This window comes from Kosakonia sp. ML.JS2a (assembly GCF_025642095.1).
Lineage (GTDB): Bacteria > Pseudomonadota > Gammaproteobacteria > Enterobacterales > Enterobacteriaceae.
Genome location: NZ_CP106754.1, coordinates 5,215,380 through 5,231,002, shown reverse-complemented (window position 1 = coordinate 5,231,002; position 15,623 = coordinate 5,215,380). Strand labels below are relative to the sequence as shown.

Below are 15,623 nucleotides of genomic sequence, written 5' to 3'. Positions count from 1 at the left end.
GGCGGACTCCACTCGAACGAAAATCGATAAATAGTAAAGACAGAAACATTAATGTTTTTTGACACACATCGATAAGACCCAATCGGGTGACGTGCGAACCGCTATTTACGGTTTTTGCCCTGCTCACGATCCTGGATCGCGATCGGGACCGCGGATCATAGCGTAAACCGCGGCAGAGATCTTCTGTTTCTCACAGATTCTTCACTATTTATCCACAGGGCGATGTTGAACCGGGTCAGTGTAAACGATCCTGAGAGAGGAACGGGACGATTTAGGCCGCATATTGGAAAATTTAATGAGTAACGACGATTTATTGCTTAAACGATCTAACGAAGATCCAGGAGGATCCTTGCGCTTTACTGCCGTCCCCGTATAATCCTGCCCCCGGCGCGTCATGCTCTTATGCAGTCGTCGAATGCTGCTTATTTTTCGCGCGATTATGTGCGAAAATACGTGCGCTATAAGGAAAGAGAATTGACTCCGGAGTGTACAATTATTACAATCCGGCCTCTTTAATTACCCATGGCTTGCGCGCCAGTCGTTCGATTTCCGTTCAGGCATACGCAAAAGTCAGTGAATTTATTCAAGTTTAGGTAGAAACCGCCATGAAACGCACTTTTCAACCGTCTGTACTGAAGCGCAACCGTTCTCACGGCTTCCGTGCTCGTATGGCTACTAAAAATGGTCGCCAGGTTCTGGCTCGTCGTCGCGCTAAAGGCCGCGCACGTCTGACCGTTTCCAAGTAATAAAGCTAACCCCTGAGTGGTTAAGCTCGCTTTTCCCAGGGAGTTACGTTTGTTAACTCCCACTCATTTCACTTTCGTCTTCCAGCAGCCACAACGGGCTGGCACGCCGCAAATCACCATCCTCGGCCGCCTGAATTCGCTGGGGCATCCCCGTATCGGTCTTACCGTCGCCAAGAAAAACGTCAAACGCGCTCATGAACGCAATCGGATTAAACGTCTGACGCGTGAAAGTTTTCGTTTGCGCCAGCATGAACTGCCGGCAATGGATTTTGTGGTGGTGGCGAAGAAAGGGGTTGCCGACCTCGATAACCGTGCTCTCTCGGAAGCGTTGGAAAAATTATGGCGCCGCCATTGTCGCCTGGCTCAAGGGTCCTGATCGGCCTGATTCGGGTCTATCAACGCCTGATTAGTCCGCTACTCGGGCCGCACTGCCGTTTCACGCCAACCTGCTCTCACTATGGAATTGAGGCATTGCGCAGGTTTGGAGTGATAAAAGGCAGTTGGTTGACAGTGAAACGCGTATTAAAATGCCACCCTTTACACCCGGGTGGAGACGATCCCGTCCCGCCAGGACCTTCTAAAACCAGAGAACACTAACGATGGATTCGCAACGCAATCTTTTTATCATCGCTTTGTTGTTCGTGTCTTTCATGATCTGGCAAACGTGGGAGAAGGATAAAAATCCTCCTCCGGCGCAACAGCAGACCACGCAGACTACGACCACCGCAGCGGGTAGCGCAGCCGACCAGGGCGTACCGGCCAGTGGCCAGGGGAAACTGATAACGGTTAAAACCGATGTGCTTGAGCTGACCATCAACACCCGTGGTGGTGATGTTGAGCAGGCACTGCTTCCAGCTTATCCGAAAGAACTGGGTGCCAGCGAGCCGTTCCAGTTACTGGAAACCACACCGCAGTTTATCTATCAGGCGCAGAGCGGCCTGACGGGTGCTAACGGTCCGGACAACCCGGCGAATGGCCCGCGTCCGCTGTATAACGTGGAAAAAGATGCGTTTGTACTGGCCGACGGCCAGAACGAACTGGCGATCCCGCTGACCTATACCGACGCCGCTGGCAACACATTCACCAAAACATTCACGCTGAAACGCGGCGAATACGCGGTGAACGTAGGCTATAACGTGCAGAACGCCAGCGAGAAAGCGCTGGAAGTGGCTGCCTTCGGTCAGTTGAAGCAATCCATCAATCTGCCGTCACACCGCGATACAGGCAGCAGCAACTTTGCGCTGCATACCTTCCGCGGCGCCGCCTACTCCACGCCTGACGCGAAGTATGAGAAATACAAGTTCGACACCATTGCCGATAACGAAAACCTGAACGTCAGCGCAAACAGCGGTTGGGTTGCAATGCTGCAACAGTATTTCGCTACCGCGTGGATCCCGCGCAACGACGGTGCGAACAACTTCTATACCAGCAACCTGGGTAATGGAGTTGCCGCCATCGGCTACAAATCGCAGCCGGTAAGCATCGCGCCAGGCCAGAGCGCTACGCTGAACAGCACCCTGTGGGTGGGTCCGGAAATTCAGGACAAAATGGCAGCCGCTGCGCCGCACCTGGATCTGACTGTGGATTACGGTTGGTTGTGGTTTATCTCTCAGCCACTGTTCAAACTGCTGAAATGGATCCACAGCTTCCTGGGTAACTGGGGCTTCTCCATCATCGCGATCACCTTTATCGTGCGTGGCATCATGTACCCGCTGACCAAAGCGCAGTACACCTCCATGGCGAAAATGCGCATGCTGCAGCCGAAAATTCAGGCCATGCGTGAGCGTTTGGGTGAAGACAAGCAGCGTATGAGCCAGGAGATGATGGCAATGTACAAAGCGGAAAAAGTGAACCCGTTGGGTGGCTGTTTCCCGCTGCTGATTCAGATGCCAATCTTCCTGGCGCTGTACTATATGCTGATGGGCTCCGTTGAGCTGCGCCATGCGCCGTTCGCACTGTGGATCCATGACCTGTCCGCACAAGACCCGTACTACATCCTGCCGATCCTGATGGGCGTAACGATGTTCTTCATTCAGAAGATGTCGCCGACCACCGTGACCGACCCGATGCAGCAGAAGATCATGACCTTCATGCCGGTCATCTTCACGGTGTTCTTCCTGTGGTTCCCGTCAGGTCTGGTGCTGTACTATATCGTCAGCAACCTGGTGACCATTATTCAGCAGCAGCTGATTTACCGTGGTCTGGAGAAACGTGGTTTGCATAGCCGCGAGAAGAAAAGCTCCTGATACGCGTTAAGATTCAGACAAGGCGGTCAACTGACCGCCTTTTTTATTTTGAGGTTTCGGAAAACAAACCATGAGCCATAACGACACGATTGTCGCCCAGGCAACCCCACCGGGACGCGGTGGTGTGGGCATCCTGCGTATTTCCGGCCGCCAGGCGCGCGACGTTGCGCAGGCGGTATTAGGCAAACTGCCAAAACCGCGTTATGCCGACTATCTGCCGTTCCTGGACGCTGATGGCGCAGCGCTGGACCAGGGCATTGCGCTGTGGTTCCCCGGGCCAAACTCATTTACCGGTGAAGATGTGCTGGAACTGCAAGGCCACGGCGGCCCGGTGATCCTCGATCTGCTGTTAAAACGCATTCTGATGCTGCCAGGGCTGCGTATCGCCAGACCCGGGGAGTTTTCTGAGCGTGCATTTCTCAACGATAAGCTCGACCTGGCGCAGGCGGAAGCCATCGCCGATTTGATTGACGCCAGCTCCGAGCAGGCAGCCCGATCAGCGCTGAACTCGTTGCAGGGGGCGTTTTCCACCCGCGTGAATCACCTGGTGGAAGCACTTACTCACCTGCGCATCTATGTCGAAGCCGCGATCGATTTCCCGGATGAAGAAATCGATTTTCTCTCGGACGGAAAAATTGAAGCGCAGTTGCACAACGTGATCGCCGATCTGGATGCCGTGCGCGCTGAAGCACGCCAGGGAAGCCTGTTGCGCGAAGGGATGAAAGTGGTGATTGCCGGTCGCCCAAATGCCGGAAAATCAAGCCTGCTGAATGCGCTGGCCGGGCGGGAAGCCGCTATCGTTACCGATATCGCCGGCACCACCCGCGACGTGCTGCGCGAGCATATTCATATTGATGGTATGCCGCTGCACATTATCGACACAGCGGGTCTGCGTGAAGCCAGTGACGAAGTCGAGCGTATCGGCATCGAACGCGCATGGCAGGAGATTGAGCAAGCGGACCGGGTACTGTTTATGGTTGATGGCACCACCACCGACGCGGTTGACCCGGCGGAAATCTGGCCGGATTTTATTGCCCGTTTACCGGCGAAATTACCGATTACGGTGGTGCGTAACAAAACTGATGTCACCGGCGAGCAGCCAGGCATGAGTGAAGTGAACAATCACTCACTTATACGACTCTCTGCGCATACCGGCGAAGGCGTCGACACGCTGCGCCTTCATCTCAAACAAAGCATGGGGTTCGACACCAACATGGAAGGCGGGTTCCTGTCGCGCCGTCGCCACCTGCAAGCACTGGAAACAGCGGCAGAGCATCTGCAACAGGGTAAAGCGCAACTGCTTGGCGCATGGGCAGGTGAGCTGCTGGCAGAAGAGCTGCGCCTGGCGCAGCAGAGCTTAAGTGAGATCACCGGCGAGTTTACCTCCGATGATTTACTCGGCCGTATTTTCTCCAGTTTCTGTATCGGTAAATAACCCCTTCCCACTGCTCACCGAACGGCCGCTTTAGCGGCCGTTTGCTTTCCTGCCAGCCAAATTTCGTAAAGTACGCAGGATTGGCTAAAGAAAATGTAAATATGGTCGCTTAGGACTTTTCAGATGCGAATTTCCGCATTAAAACCTATCCAGTATGGGCGATAATATTGATTATCGATTCGATTAATCCAGACCATTATCACGGAGCGAAAAATGGCTACGCACTTTGCAAGAGGGATTCTTTCAGAAGGACATCTCGTCTCTACCCGACTCCCTGTAACCTGTCACGATAGCGCGCGTCAGCTCCCCGAACACCGACGTTCGCGTTTCCTCGCGTCCAGAGCCTTACTCGCCGAAATGATGTTTATGCTCTACGGTATCAGCGAGTTGCCCGGGATCGTTATTGAAGCCAGCGGAAAACCCGCATTTGAAGACAGCAGCCTGCCGCAGTTCTCGCTGGCCTATGCCGGAAACATGGTGGGCGTTGCGCTGACAACGGAGGGTGAATGCGGTCTGGATATGGAGCTTCAACGTGCGACACGGGGTTTCCATAACCCGCACGGACAAAAGCAACACCCGTTCACCGGCAATGAACAGTTGTGGATCAATAACCAAAACGATCCGAACGAAGCGCAAACCCAGCTTTTGACACTGCGCCAAAGCGTGATGAAGCTGATCCATCAGATGCAGGATGATCCCGGACAGTTACAGCTTTTGCCAGGATCCGGTCGACTTCGCGTGGCGCAACTGGCGCAAGTGGAAGTGATGTGTGATGCTGAAGACGTGTTGATTTGGTCAGTGGCCGTCGCACCCGCTATAGAAAGTCTTAAAATCTGGGAATTTGATAGTCAAAAAGGGTGGCGTTATCTTGCCGATGTGCAAACGCGCGCCAACGATCCCGCCTCCCGCCTGATGCGATTCACCAGCTTACCTGCCGAAAAAGCCCTGATCCTTAACTGATCCGTTAGCAAGGAGTCATCATGTCTGCTGAACTCAATGTTGTGACACTACTTGGGAGTCTGCGTAAAGGCTCGTTTAACGCCATGGTTGCGCGTACGTTGCCCAGCCTTGCGCCTGCGGGAATGACCATCACACCGCTGCCCTCGATTGCTGATATCCCGCTGTATGACGCCGATATACAACAGGAAGAGGGGTTTCCGCAGAGCCTGGAAGCCATTGCCGCACAAATCCGCGCAGCGGACGGCGTGGTCATCGTGACCCCGGAATACAACTACTCGGTGCCGGGTGGCCTGAAGAACGCCATCGACTGGTTATCCCGCTTGCCGGAACAGCCGCTCGCCGGGAAACCGGTATTGATTCAAACCAGTTCAATGGGCGCAATCGGCGGCGCACGCTGCCAGTATCATCTGCGCCAAATCCTCGTCTTTCTCGATGCAATGGTGATGAATAAGCCTGAGTTTATGGGCGGGGTAATTCAGAGCAAAGTGGATCAGCAGACGGGAGAAGTGGTTGATCAAAGCACGCGTGATCACCTGAGCGGGCAGCTTACCGCTTTTGGAGAGTACATCCAGCGCGTTAAGCGGTAATCGGTTTTCCCTCTCCCTTACCGGGAGAGGGAAATGCAGATTAATGCGCGTCGATAAAGACGATTTTCAGCAAGAACAGCAGTGCTACCACAATGACGCACGGGCTGAGATCGCGCAGGCGACCCGTCCCGATTTTCATCACGCAGTAAGAGATAAAGCCCAGCGCGATGCCTTCGGTAATGGAGAAGCTGAACGGCATCATCACCGCAGTGATAAACGCCGGCACCGCTTCTGTCAGGTCTTCCCACTTCACACGCGCCAGGCTGGATGTCATCAGCACACCTACGTAGATCAGCGCACCCGCAGCGGCGTAGCCCGGCACCATCCCCGCCAGCGGCGACAGGAAGATAACCAGCAGGAACAACAAGCCCACAACAACGGCAGTCAGACCGGTGCGACCACCGACGGACACGCCGGAAGAAGACTCAATATACGCCGTAACAGAAGAGGTTCCGATAAAGGCCCCGGTAACGGACGAGATACTGTCAACGTACAGCGCCTGTTTCATGCGCGGAAACTTACCGTTTTCGTCCACCAGCCCGGCTTTGTCGGTAACGCCAATCAGCGTACCGGAGGAGTCGAACAGGTTCACCAGCATAAACGAGAAGATCACGCCAGCCAGACCAATATTAAACGAACCAGCCAAATCCACGTTACCGACTACGGTGGCCACGCTCGGCGGTGCGGAAACAATACCGTGATACTGCACATCACCCAGCAACCAGCCCAGCAGTGTGGTCACCACAATAGAAACCAGTACTGCGGCGTGAATGTTACGAGATGCCAGAATCGCAATGATGAAGAAACCGAGAACGCCCAGCAGAACGCTGTGGGAAGTCAGGTTGCCGATGCTCACCAGCGTTTCTTTGTTCGCGACGATGACGCCGGCGTTTTTCAGGCCCATCATGCCAATAAACAAACCGATGCCGCTGGTGATCCCCACACGCAGGCTCACCGGAATATTGGCAATCATCCAGTAACGGACGCGGAAAATGGTCAGCAGCAACAGGCCAACCGCACCCCAGAAAATAGCACCCATACCGATTTGCCAGGACAATCCCATGGCGCCAACCACCACAAACGCGAAGAAGGCGTTCAGGCCCATTGCCGGCGCCAGGGCAACCGGCAGGTTGGCAACCAGCCCCATCAGGATGCTACCAAACGCAGCAATCAGACAGGTGGTAACAAATACTGCGCTGGTGTCCATCCCGGCGACGCCCAAAATCTGCGGGTTAACAAAGACGATATACACCATCGTCAAAAACGTTGTGAAACCGGCGATCACTTCGGTGCGTGCCGATGTGCCGTGTTCGCGCAGTTTAAACACGCGGTCAAGCAACCCCTGGCCCGATGCCTGGGTAGTGTGTTGTTGGCTCATTATCAATTTCCGGAATAGGAGGGAAAATTCGTCGCTATCCTATACCAAAATGAGACAATGTTGACGGTTATCACACACTTTTTTTCATTGAATTTGCTTATACGGCAACGATTGCGTCCCGCTATCTGCGTTAAGTAAACGTTAAACTTGCAATAAAACAGGAAACGGCATGTCCCACATTGAAGCGGTATTTTTCGACTGTGACGGCACCCTGGTCGACAGTGAAGTAATTTGCTCGCGCGCTTATGTGCATATGTTTAAAGAATTTGGCATCACGCTGGCGTTAGACGAGGTCTTTAAGCGCTTTAAAGGCATGAAGCTGTACGAAATTATTGATGTCATCAGCGCTGAATATGGCGTGGCGCTGGCGAAAACCGCGCTGGAGCCGGTGTATCGTGATGAGGTCGCGCGTCTGTTTGACGCCGAACTGGAAGTGATTGCCGGAGCGGGCGCGCTGCTGGATGCGGTTAGCGTGCCGATGTGCGTGGTCTCCAATGGCCCGGTCAGCAAAATGCAGCACTCGTTAGGCAAACTGGGTCTGTTGCACCACTTTCCGGACACGCTGTTCAGCGGTTATGACATCCAGCGCTGGAAGCCCGATCCGGCGTTAATGTACCATGCGGCAAAAGCGCTGAATGTTAATCCGGTAAACTGTATTCTGGTGGACGACTCCACTGCCGGAGCACAATCAGGTATTGCGGCGGGTATGGAAGTGTTTTACTTCTGTGCCGATCCGCATAACCAACCCATCGATCACCCGAAAGTGACTACGTTCACTGACTTAGCGCAGTTGCCAGAGCTGTGGCGCGCACGCGGGTGGCATGTTACGCGTTAACCCAAACCACTAAACAGGACGTTTTTATGGCACAGGCAACCCGACCGCTTCCGGTCTTTAAATACCACCCTCATCCCCTGGACACCGGGGTGTTTTCTGATGACAAAACGGTCACCTGCGCCTGCTGTCAGCAGCCGACCGGGATTTATTACACCAATCCGTTCTACACCACCGAAGAGATCGATTACCTTTGCCCGTGGTGCATTGCGGATGGCGCAGCCGCGCAAAAGTTTGGCGGCAGTTTTCAGGACGAATCCAGTGTTGATGGCGTTGAAGCGGAGTACGACAACGACGGCGAATTCACCGGTTTCAAAAATCCCTGGCCGGAAGACCGTCTCGTTGAACTGACGGAACGCACGCCGGGTTACTGCGGCTGGCAACAGGAGTACTGGTTGGCGCACTGCAACGACTTCTGCGCTTTTGTGGGTTACGTCGGCTGGAAAGAAATTGCCGATAAACTCGATCAGTTTGCCGACCTGAAAGCCGACTGCAATGCGTTTGGCATGGACTACGAGAAACTGCCTGAATACCTTCTCGATGGTGGTGACTGCCAGGGTTACCTCTTCCGCTGCCTGCATTGCGGGAAACTACGCCTGTGGGCGGATTTCTCCTGACTGAGTGCCTGAGGAGCATATGATGCCTGAGTTACTTGCGCGCTACCAGGGCGCGCTTCTCGGCCTGGCGGCCGGGGATGCCGTGGGCACCACCGTTGAATTTAGCCCGAAAGATAGTTTTCCCCCGGTAACGGATATGGTGGGCGGCGGCCCGTTTCACCTACAGGCCGGGCAGTGGACAGATGATACGTCCATGGCCCTGTGCCTGGCGGAAAGCCTGACGACCAGCCGGGGTTTTGATGCCAGAGATCAGATGAACCGTTATATCAACTGGTGGAAGTGGGGCTATTTCAGCTCCACAGGCCACTGTTTTGATATCGGTATGACCGTTGCCGGGGCGCTGCAAAAATTCGCCAGCGATGGCGAACCATTTGCCGGCTCCAGCGATCCGCGCACGGCCGGAAACGGTTCATTGATGCGTCTTGCTCCCGTTGTGCTGTGGTATTTTCCGGATGCGCCGCAGGCGCTGGAGTATGCCGAAGCTTCCTCGCGCACCACCCATGCTGCCCCGGAAGCCGTCGCCAGTTGCCGCTTGTTCGCACAGATGCTGATCAATGCGCTGAGCGGTATGAGTAAGCAGGAGATCCTGGCGAATATCCCGCAACTGCCGCAGCAAGAAAAGCTGCGCTACATTGCAGAAGGCCGCTATTTGCAGAAAACGCGAGCGGAGATCCTGGGTACCGGCTATTGCGTACAGAGCCTGGAAGCCGCGCTCTGGTGTTTCGCAAAGGGCAGTGATTTTGAGGAAACAATTCTGCTGGCCACTAATCTTGGCGACGATGCCGATACCACGGCCGCGATTGTCGGGCAGCTAGCTGGCGCGTATTACGGCGTGAACGGTATTCCGCAACGCTGGCGCGATAAACTGTGGCAGTACGAGGATATCGATAATCTGGCGAGAAAACTGCTGGTGAAATCAGCCTGAAACCCTCACCCCCTCCGTCGCGAGGGGGTGATATTACAGCATTACTCTTTCGGATCTTTCCCGGCAAGCAGCTTATCCAGCTCATCGCCGCCAACATGACGGAAATCCTGTCCCTTCACGAAGTAGAAAATGTATTCGCAAATATTCTGGCAGCGATCGCCAATACGCTCGATAGAGCGGGCGCAGAACAGAGCGGTCAGTACGCTCGGGATGGTGCGGGAATCTTCCATCATGTACGTCATTAACTGACGCACGATGCCTTCATATTCCTGATCCACTTTTTTATCTTCGCGGTAGATACGCACGGCTTCATCCAGATCCATGCGGGCGAAGGCATCCAGCACATCATGCAGCATTTGCACGGTGTGGCGGCCCAACGACTCCAGACTCACCAGCAAAGGCTGGTGCTGCTGCGAAAACTTCTCCAGCGCGGTACGGCAGATTTTATCCGCCACGTCGCCAATACGTTCCAGCTCAGCAATGGTTTTGATAATTGCCATCACCAGGCGCAGGTCGCTCGCCGTAGGCTGGCGTTTGGCAATAATACGCACGCAGGCTTCATCGATGGTCACTTCCATCATGTTGACCTGTTTATCACCTTCGACAACGCGCTTTGCCAGCTCACTGTCCTGGTTGTGCATTGCGGTGATCGCATCAGAAAGCTGCTGCTCCACCATCCCACCCATGGTCATTACCTGAGTGCGGATACTTTCCAGTTCAGCGTTGAACTGCCCGGAGATATGTTTGTTAAGGTTGAGGTTGTCCATGGTTCAACTCCAAATGCCCGACAGATTTCACGTTAAAACAAGGTTTTTACACCTTTGCGGTTCGGGCATATCAACCGTAGCGCCCGGTAATATAGTCTTCGGTTTGTTTCTTCTTCGGCTTGGTGAACAGATCATCCGTATTGCTGAACTCAATCAGCTCGCCGAGGTACATAAACGCCGTATGATCGGAGCAACGCGCAGCCTGCTGCATGTTGTGGGTGACGATCACGACGGTGTAATCCTCTTTAAGCTCAGTGATCAGCTCTTCAATGCGCCCCGTTGAAATCGGGTCAAGGGCTGAACACGGCTCATCCAGCAACAGCACTTCCGGGCGAATGGCGATACCGCGCGCAATGCACAGACGCTGCTGTTGGCCACCGGAGAGAGAGTACCCGCTCTGGTGCAGTTTATCCTTGGTTTCGTTCCATAATGCGGCTTTGGTCAAAGCCCACTGCACACGTTCGTCCATATCGGCGCGGGAGAGCTTCTCAAACAGGCGCACGCCAAAGGCGATATTGTCGTAAATCGACATCGGGAACGGCGTCGGCTTCTGGAACACCATGCCCACTTTTGCACGCAACAGCGCGATATCCTGGGTATTGGTGAGGATGTTGTCGCCATCCAGCAGGATTTCGCCTTCGGCGCGCTGCTCCGGATAGAGTTCAAACATCTTGTTAAAGGTACGCAACAGCGTGGACTTGCCGCAGCCTGACGGCCCGATAAACGCCGTCACCTGATTTTTAGCGATATCCAGGCTGATGTTTTTCAGTGCATGGAATTTGCCGTAATAGAAGTTCAAATCGCGAACCTGAATTTTGCCCGGCGTCGTATCAACCATACTCATTTATCTCTTTCCTCAACTCGACGCCGCTTATCGCCGCGTCGCAAAAAATTAACCGTGTTTACTCTTCGCGAAAATGACGCGCGCCAGAATATTCAGCAACAGTACACAGAGAGTGATAATCAGTACCCCGGCCCAGGCCAGTTCTTGCCATTCGGCAAACGGGCTCATGGCGAATTTGAAAATCGTCACCGGCAGGTTAGCAATAGGCTGCATCATGTCGGTGCTCCAGAACTGGTTAGAGAGCGCAGTAAACAGCAGCGGTGCGGTCTCACCCGCAATACGCGCAACCGCCAGCAGCACACCGGTCATAATCCCGGAAACGGAGGCTTTCAGGGTAATCGCCGCGATCATCTTCCATTTTGGCGTTCCCAGCGCATACGCCGCTTCACGCAGGCTATCCGGCACCAGTTTCAGCATGTTTTCCGTGGTGCGGATAACGATTGGCACCTGCAACAGCGCCAGCGCGATCACGCCAGCCCAGCCGGAGAAGTGCTGCATTTGCGCGACCACAATGGTGTAAACAAACAGCCCCACCACAATAGAAGGCGCAGATAACAGGATATCGTTGATAAAGCGGATCACTTCGGCGAGCAGCGACTTACGGCCATACTCGGCCAGATAAATCCCCGCCATAATGCCCAGCGGCGTACCGATGACGGTTGCCCACAGAATCAACAAACCGCTGCCCGCCAGGGCGTTCGCCAGACCGCCGCCCGCCGTATTCGGCGGCGGCGTCATTTCAGTGAACAGCGCCAAAGACATGCCATCAAAGCCGCGTGATACGGTAGAAAACAGGATCCAGACCAGCCAGAACAGACCAAACACCATGGTCGCCATCGACAGCGTCAGGGCGATACGGTTTTTCATGCGACGACGCGCCTGCATTTTGCGGCGCGATTCGGCTAACTGCACCGTGCTTTGCATTTCCAGCGTTGCCATCAGCGCGCCCCCTCGTTTTTCGCCAGTCGCAGGATCATCACTTTAGAAATGGCCAGCACGATAAAGGTGATCACAAACAGGATCAGCCCCAGCTCCATCAGCGCGGCAACATGCAGACCGGATTCCGCTTCGGCGAATTCGTTCGCCAGCGCGGAAGTGATACTGTTGCCCGGCATAAACAGCGAAGCGCTATCGAGCTGGTAGGTGTTACCGATGATAAAGGTTACCGCCATGGTTTCACCCAGTGCGCGGCCCAGACCCAGCATAACGCCGCCAATCACCCCATTTTTCGTGAACGGCAGTACAATGCGCCAGATCACTTCCCAGGTGGTGCAGCCAATGCCGTACGCCGACTCTTTCATCATCACCGGCGTTTGTTCAAACACATCGCGCATGACTGCCGCAATGTAAGGAATAATCATAATCGCGAGGATCACCCCAGCAGCCAGAATGCCAATACCGAACGCCGGGCCTTCAAACAGAGCGCCAACAAACGGGATATTGGAGAGCACATTGCCCACCGGCTCCTGGAAATAGGTGGCGAACAGCGGAGCGAAGATAAACAAGCCCCACATGCCATAGACGATACTGGGGATGGCCGCCAGCAGCTCAATCGCAATACCCAGCGGGCGCTTGAGCCAGTTTGGCGCCAGCTCGGTCAAAAACAGCGCGATGCCGAAACTCACCGGAACCGCGATCAGCAGGGCGATAAGCGAGGTGACAATAGTGCCGTAAATCGGTACCAGCGCACCGTAAATGTCATTCGGAGCATCCCACTCTTTGGTCCACAAGAATGAGAAACCAAACTTCTGAATGCTTGGCCAGGCGGAGAAAATCAGAGACACAATAATGCCGCTGAGCAGCAATAACACAATCAGCGCAGCCAGTCTTACCAGTGCGCTGAAAATCATGTCGCCTTTTTTTCCCGGAGGGTTAAATGCCGGCTTGGTTGCAGCCATAAATTACTCTTCAGTTTAACGTCTTACGAATTTGCCCGCAGGCGCATGCTTGTGCTTACGGGCCTACAGAGAATCTGTAAGGCGAGTGGTGTAAGCGCCACTCGCCATATTCTTCAATAATCTGCAATTAGTACAGCGCTTTACCGCTGCTGTCTTTCACATTCGCTTTCCATGCAGCGCGAACCTGAGTCACAACGCTTTCCGGAAGCGTAGCGTAGTCGAGTTCGTTCGCTTGTTTGCCGCCTTTTTTGTAAGCCCAGTCGAAGAATTTCAGGACTTCAGCGCCTTGCTCCGGTTTAGCCTGCTCTTTATGCACCAGGATGAAGGTGGTGGAGGTGATTGGCCACACATCCGCGCCTTTCTGGTTAGTCAGGTCCTGAGCAAAGGATTTGCTCCAGTCGATATTTTTCGCGGCGTTAGAGAAGCTGGTTTCAGTCGGGCTAACCGCTTTACCATCTGCAGACAGCAGTTTGGTGTAGGCCAGGTTGTTCTGCTTAGCGTAAGCATATTCAACATAACCAATGGAACCCGGCAGACGCTGTACGAATGCAGCGATACCGTCGTTGCCTTTACCGCCCAGACCGGTCGGCCAGTTAACAGTGGAGCCAGAACCTACTTTGGATTTCCACTCTTCGTTGACTTTCGCCAGGTAGCTGGTGAAGACGAAAGAGGTGCCGGAACCATCAGCGCGACGCACAACAGCGATGTTCTGCGCAGGCAGTTTCAGGCCTGGGTTGAGTTTCGCAATCGCTGCGTCATCCCATTTTTTGATGTTGCCCAGGTAGATATCGCCCAGCGTTTTACCGTCCAGCACCAGCTCGCCGGATTTAATGCCCGGGACGTTGATAGCCAGTACGATACCGCCGATTACGGTCGGGAACTGGAACAGGCCTTCCTGAGCCAGTTTGTCATCAGCCAGCGGGGCGTCGGAAGCACCGAAATCAACCGTTTTAGCCGTAATTTGTTTCACGCCGCCAGAAGAACCGATACCCTGGTAGTTGATCTTATTACCCGTTTCTTTCTGGTAGGTATCAGCCCATTTGGCATACACCGGCGCAGGGAAAGTTGCACCAGCACCGGTCAGGCTTGCCGCGGCATTGGCGGCAAAAGCGCTCAGAGATAAGGTCGCGGCGACAACAGTTGCGACAGTGGTACGCATAACGTTCATAATGTCTCCTGCAAGATTCGTAAATCGTTGTTTGAGTTGCTACTCGGAGCAAAATAGGACACTTTGATGACAGTTATATGCAATGATTGTTACTGTTTAATGACAGCGAAGAAATATCATTGCCGAATTATTAAAAATCATTATAAATCAATGAAATAAACTTCATTCACCACATCTTCATTACACGCATATTTTCTTTTTATGACAATCCAAACGTAGCTGAAAATCAGGATTTGTCATAAAGCGTTTCCAGAAAAAACGCAATTATCTCGCCCCCAGCCCACGATCCCTTTCCCATTGATTTAGCAATCATCCGCCACCGATTTTCGGCGAGCAAGGGCTACCAGGAACAGGTAGCAGACAAGCCCCTGGTTTCGTATTTATATACCTACGAAGTCGGACCCTTGTTGATGTAACACGTTAAACCCTAAGGAATGATGATGATTAAATCAGTTGCTGTTGCTATCGGATTGCTTTCGTTTCTTCCAGCCACATACGGGCATGCTGCCGACAGACCCGTGTCTCTTGGCTCCTCGGGTTATCAGTCTGATTCGGTAATGGTTTTGCAGGGCACAGAACATGACACGGGTAATGCAACTATCGTCCCCTCGGATTACCTGAGCGTAAGTAAACTCAGAGACATTCAGGAATATATGCCAAAACAAAAAGAAGACATCTCTGATATGAAAAAAATGCTCTCGGAAATGGGGCGGGACAGGGAAAACCTGCAAAGACGCAATGATGAATTAAGCCGTAAAGTTGATGACATGCAACGCAGCATCAGTTCGCTGGAAAACAAGCTTGATGATCTGAGCCGTAGGGTGAAATAAGTCAGGAGAGGTTGCCATCGGGCAACCTCTTTTTTTTATGGCTGCGGCTAGCTGCCAGGCGCTTGCTGTTTATCAAACATAAACAGAATGTGTTGATCGTCCAGATACTTAATATCCACTTTATTGCCTTTCTGTATTTTTGATGCGTTAAAGGCAGAAATGGTCTCTTTCCCCTCCACGGAACGGGTGGCCGCCCCTTCCGGCAACGCGAGCCGATACTTGATGTTAATGGTGCCATTGTCATTTGAGCTGATGTAGCTGACCTCTTCGACGGTAGCCTGCAATTCACGACCCTGTGTCTGGATCTTATGGTCACGGTTAAAAAGATAGACGATATAAGCAATCATACCGACGATAAATACTACCGAAAAAATGATAACAAACTTCATT

Annotated in this window: 18 protein-coding genes; 11 read left to right on the top strand and 7 right to left on the bottom strand. The window is 53.4% G+C overall.

The window, feature by feature from the left end:
- Nucleotides 1-605 precede the first annotated feature (605 nt).
- The 7 genes from rpmH to N7922_RS24630 all read left to right on the top strand — a co-directional run bounded on the left by rpmH (nucleotide 606) and on the right by N7922_RS24630 (nucleotide 5,974).
- On the top strand, nucleotides 606-746 hold the full coding sequence (gene rpmH, locus N7922_RS24660; RefSeq protein WP_000831330.1) for a 50S ribosomal protein L34: 141 nt from the start codon (nucleotides 606-608) through the stop codon (nucleotides 744-746).
- Between the two features lie 16 nt (nucleotides 747-762).
- Entirely contained in the window at nucleotides 763-1,122 is a 360-nt protein-coding gene (rnpA, locus tag N7922_RS24655) for a ribonuclease P protein component (RefSeq protein ID WP_017458071.1), read from the top strand.
- The gene (yidD, locus tag N7922_RS24650; RefSeq protein ID WP_071890658.1) at nucleotides 1,086-1,343 is read left to right on the top strand and encodes a membrane protein insertion efficiency factor YidD; all 258 of its coding nucleotides are present in this window, start codon (nucleotides 1,086-1,088) and stop codon (nucleotides 1,341-1,343) included. Before rnpA ends, yidD begins: the two co-directional genes overlap by 37 nt.
- A gap of 2 nt (nucleotides 1,344-1,345) precedes the next feature.
- Complete coding sequence (gene yidC / locus N7922_RS24645; protein WP_263098681.1) at nucleotides 1,346-2,992, top strand: membrane protein insertase YidC; 1,647 nt, start codon at nucleotides 1,346-1,348, stop codon at nucleotides 2,990-2,992.
- Nucleotides 2,993-3,062: 70 nt separating this feature from the next.
- A complete protein-coding gene (gene mnmE / locus N7922_RS24640) occupies nucleotides 3,063-4,427 on the top strand; it encodes a tRNA uridine-5-carboxymethylaminomethyl(34) synthesis GTPase MnmE (RefSeq protein ID WP_263098680.1) in 1,365 nt (454 codons plus the stop codon).
- 213 nt (nucleotides 4,428-4,640) lie between these two features.
- Nucleotides 4,641-5,387: a 4'-phosphopantetheinyl transferase family protein gene (locus N7922_RS24635; protein WP_263098679.1), complete on the top strand. Its 747-nt coding sequence runs from the start codon at nucleotides 4,641-4,643 to the stop codon at nucleotides 5,385-5,387.
- Nucleotides 5,388-5,407: 20 nt separating this feature from the next.
- Entirely contained in the window at nucleotides 5,408-5,974 is a 567-nt protein-coding gene (locus tag N7922_RS24630; RefSeq protein ID WP_263098678.1) for an NADPH-dependent FMN reductase, read from the top strand.
- Between the two features lie 40 nt (nucleotides 5,975-6,014).
- Here N7922_RS24630 and N7922_RS24625 read toward each other — a convergent pair whose 3' ends face one another.
- Complete coding sequence (locus tag N7922_RS24625; RefSeq protein ID WP_263098677.1) at nucleotides 6,015-7,352, bottom strand: NCS2 family permease; 1,338 nt, start codon at nucleotides 7,350-7,352, stop codon at nucleotides 6,015-6,017.
- A gap of 169 nt (nucleotides 7,353-7,521) precedes the next feature.
- Here N7922_RS24625 and yieH point away from each other — a divergent pair, with 169 nt between their 5' ends.
- Genes yieH through N7922_RS24610 form a run of 3 tightly spaced genes read left to right on the top strand, consistent with a single transcriptional unit; the run spans nucleotide 7,522 to nucleotide 9,726 of the window.
- Nucleotides 7,522-8,187, top strand: a complete 666-nt coding sequence (yieH, locus tag N7922_RS24620; RefSeq protein ID WP_263098676.1) for a 6-phosphogluconate phosphatase — start codon at nucleotides 7,522-7,524, stop codon at nucleotides 8,185-8,187.
- Between the two features lie 26 nt (nucleotides 8,188-8,213).
- Nucleotides 8,214-8,801, top strand: a complete 588-nt coding sequence (gene cbrC / locus N7922_RS24615) for a PF03691 family colicin E2 tolerance protein CbrC (RefSeq protein ID WP_263098675.1) — start codon at nucleotides 8,214-8,216, stop codon at nucleotides 8,799-8,801.
- A 22-nt stretch (nucleotides 8,802-8,823) separates the two neighbouring features.
- On the top strand, nucleotides 8,824-9,726 hold the full coding sequence (locus N7922_RS24610; RefSeq protein ID WP_263098674.1) for an ADP-ribosylglycohydrolase family protein: 903 nt from the start codon (nucleotides 8,824-8,826) through the stop codon (nucleotides 9,724-9,726).
- 41 nt (nucleotides 9,727-9,767) lie between these two features.
- On the opposite strand, the gene phoU is transcribed toward N7922_RS24610, so the two are convergent.
- The 5 genes from phoU to pstS all read right to left on the bottom strand — a co-directional run bounded on the left by phoU (nucleotide 9,768) and on the right by pstS (nucleotide 14,403).
- A complete protein-coding gene (gene phoU / locus N7922_RS24605) occupies nucleotides 9,768-10,493 on the bottom strand; it encodes a phosphate signaling complex protein PhoU (protein WP_088236958.1) in 726 nt (241 codons plus the stop codon).
- 70 nt (nucleotides 10,494-10,563) lie between these two features.
- A complete protein-coding gene (pstB, locus tag N7922_RS24600; RefSeq protein ID WP_061499637.1) occupies nucleotides 10,564-11,337 on the bottom strand; it encodes a phosphate ABC transporter ATP-binding protein PstB in 774 nt (257 codons plus the stop codon).
- A 48-nt stretch (nucleotides 11,338-11,385) separates the two neighbouring features.
- Nucleotides 11,386-12,276, bottom strand: coding sequence for a phosphate ABC transporter permease PstA (gene pstA / locus N7922_RS24595; RefSeq protein WP_263098673.1), 891 nt, complete (start codon nucleotides 12,274-12,276; stop codon nucleotides 11,386-11,388).
- Nucleotides 12,276-13,235 carry a phosphate ABC transporter permease PstC gene (gene pstC, locus N7922_RS24590; RefSeq protein WP_263098672.1) on the bottom strand — a complete coding sequence of 320 codons (960 nt, stop codon included), beginning with the start codon at nucleotides 13,233-13,235 and terminating at the stop codon, nucleotides 12,276-12,278. The genes pstA and pstC overlap by 1 nt, the downstream gene beginning before the upstream one ends.
- 127 nt (nucleotides 13,236-13,362) lie before the next feature.
- Entirely contained in the window at nucleotides 13,363-14,403 is a 1,041-nt protein-coding gene (gene pstS / locus N7922_RS24585; RefSeq protein WP_263098671.1) for a phosphate ABC transporter substrate-binding protein PstS, read from the bottom strand.
- A gap of 440 nt (nucleotides 14,404-14,843) precedes the next feature.
- On the opposite strand from pstS, the gene N7922_RS24580 reads away from it, so the two are divergent.
- Nucleotides 14,844-15,233, top strand: a complete 390-nt coding sequence (locus N7922_RS24580) for a hypothetical protein (protein WP_263098670.1) — start codon at nucleotides 14,844-14,846, stop codon at nucleotides 15,231-15,233.
- Between the two features lie 47 nt (nucleotides 15,234-15,280).
- Here the strand turns inward: N7922_RS24580 and N7922_RS24575 are convergent, their stop codons facing one another.
- Nucleotides 15,281-15,622 carry a hypothetical protein gene (locus tag N7922_RS24575; protein ID WP_263098669.1) on the bottom strand — a complete coding sequence of 114 codons (342 nt, stop codon included), beginning with the start codon at nucleotides 15,620-15,622 and terminating at the stop codon, nucleotides 15,281-15,283.
- Nucleotide 15,623 lies beyond the last annotated feature (1 nt).

Coding starts and splice junctions, on each gene's coding strand:
- rpmH (WP_000831330.1), top strand. CDS start 606: ATGAAACGCACTTTTCAACCGTCTGTACTGAAGCGCAACCGTTCTCAC.
- yidD (WP_071890658.1), top strand. CDS start 1,086: ATGGCGCCGCCATTGTCGCCTGGCTCAAGGGTCCTGATCGGCCTGATT.
- yidC (WP_263098681.1), top strand. CDS start 1,346: ATGGATTCGCAACGCAATCTTTTTATCATCGCTTTGTTGTTCGTGTCT.
- mnmE (WP_263098680.1), top strand. CDS start 3,063: ATGAGCCATAACGACACGATTGTCGCCCAGGCAACCCCACCGGGACGC.
- N7922_RS24635 (WP_263098679.1), top strand. CDS start 4,641: ATGGCTACGCACTTTGCAAGAGGGATTCTTTCAGAAGGACATCTCGTC.
- N7922_RS24630 (WP_263098678.1), top strand. CDS start 5,408: ATGTCTGCTGAACTCAATGTTGTGACACTACTTGGGAGTCTGCGTAAA.
- N7922_RS24625 (WP_263098677.1), bottom strand. CDS start 7,352: ATGAGCCAACAACACACTACCCAGGCATCGGGCCAGGGGTTGCTTGAC.
- yieH (WP_263098676.1), top strand. CDS start 7,522: ATGTCCCACATTGAAGCGGTATTTTTCGACTGTGACGGCACCCTGGTC.
- cbrC (WP_263098675.1), top strand. CDS start 8,214: ATGGCACAGGCAACCCGACCGCTTCCGGTCTTTAAATACCACCCTCAT.
- N7922_RS24610 (WP_263098674.1), top strand. CDS start 8,824: ATGCCTGAGTTACTTGCGCGCTACCAGGGCGCGCTTCTCGGCCTGGCG.
- phoU (WP_088236958.1), bottom strand. CDS start 10,493: ATGGACAACCTCAACCTTAACAAACATATCTCCGGGCAGTTCAACGCT.
- pstB (WP_061499637.1), bottom strand. CDS start 11,337: ATGAGTATGGTTGATACGACGCCGGGCAAAATTCAGGTTCGCGATTTG.
- pstA (WP_263098673.1), bottom strand. CDS start 12,276: ATGGCAACGCTGGAAATGCAAAGCACGGTGCAGTTAGCCGAATCGCGC.
- pstC (WP_263098672.1), bottom strand. CDS start 13,235: ATGGCTGCAACCAAGCCGGCATTTAACCCTCCGGGAAAAAAAGGCGAC.
- pstS (WP_263098671.1), bottom strand. CDS start 14,403: ATGAACGTTATGCGTACCACTGTCGCAACTGTTGTCGCCGCGACCTTA.
- N7922_RS24580 (WP_263098670.1), top strand. CDS start 14,844: ATGATTAAATCAGTTGCTGTTGCTATCGGATTGCTTTCGTTTCTTCCA.
- N7922_RS24575 (WP_263098669.1), bottom strand. CDS start 15,622: ATGAAGTTTGTTATCATTTTTTCGGTAGTATTTATCGTCGGTATGATT.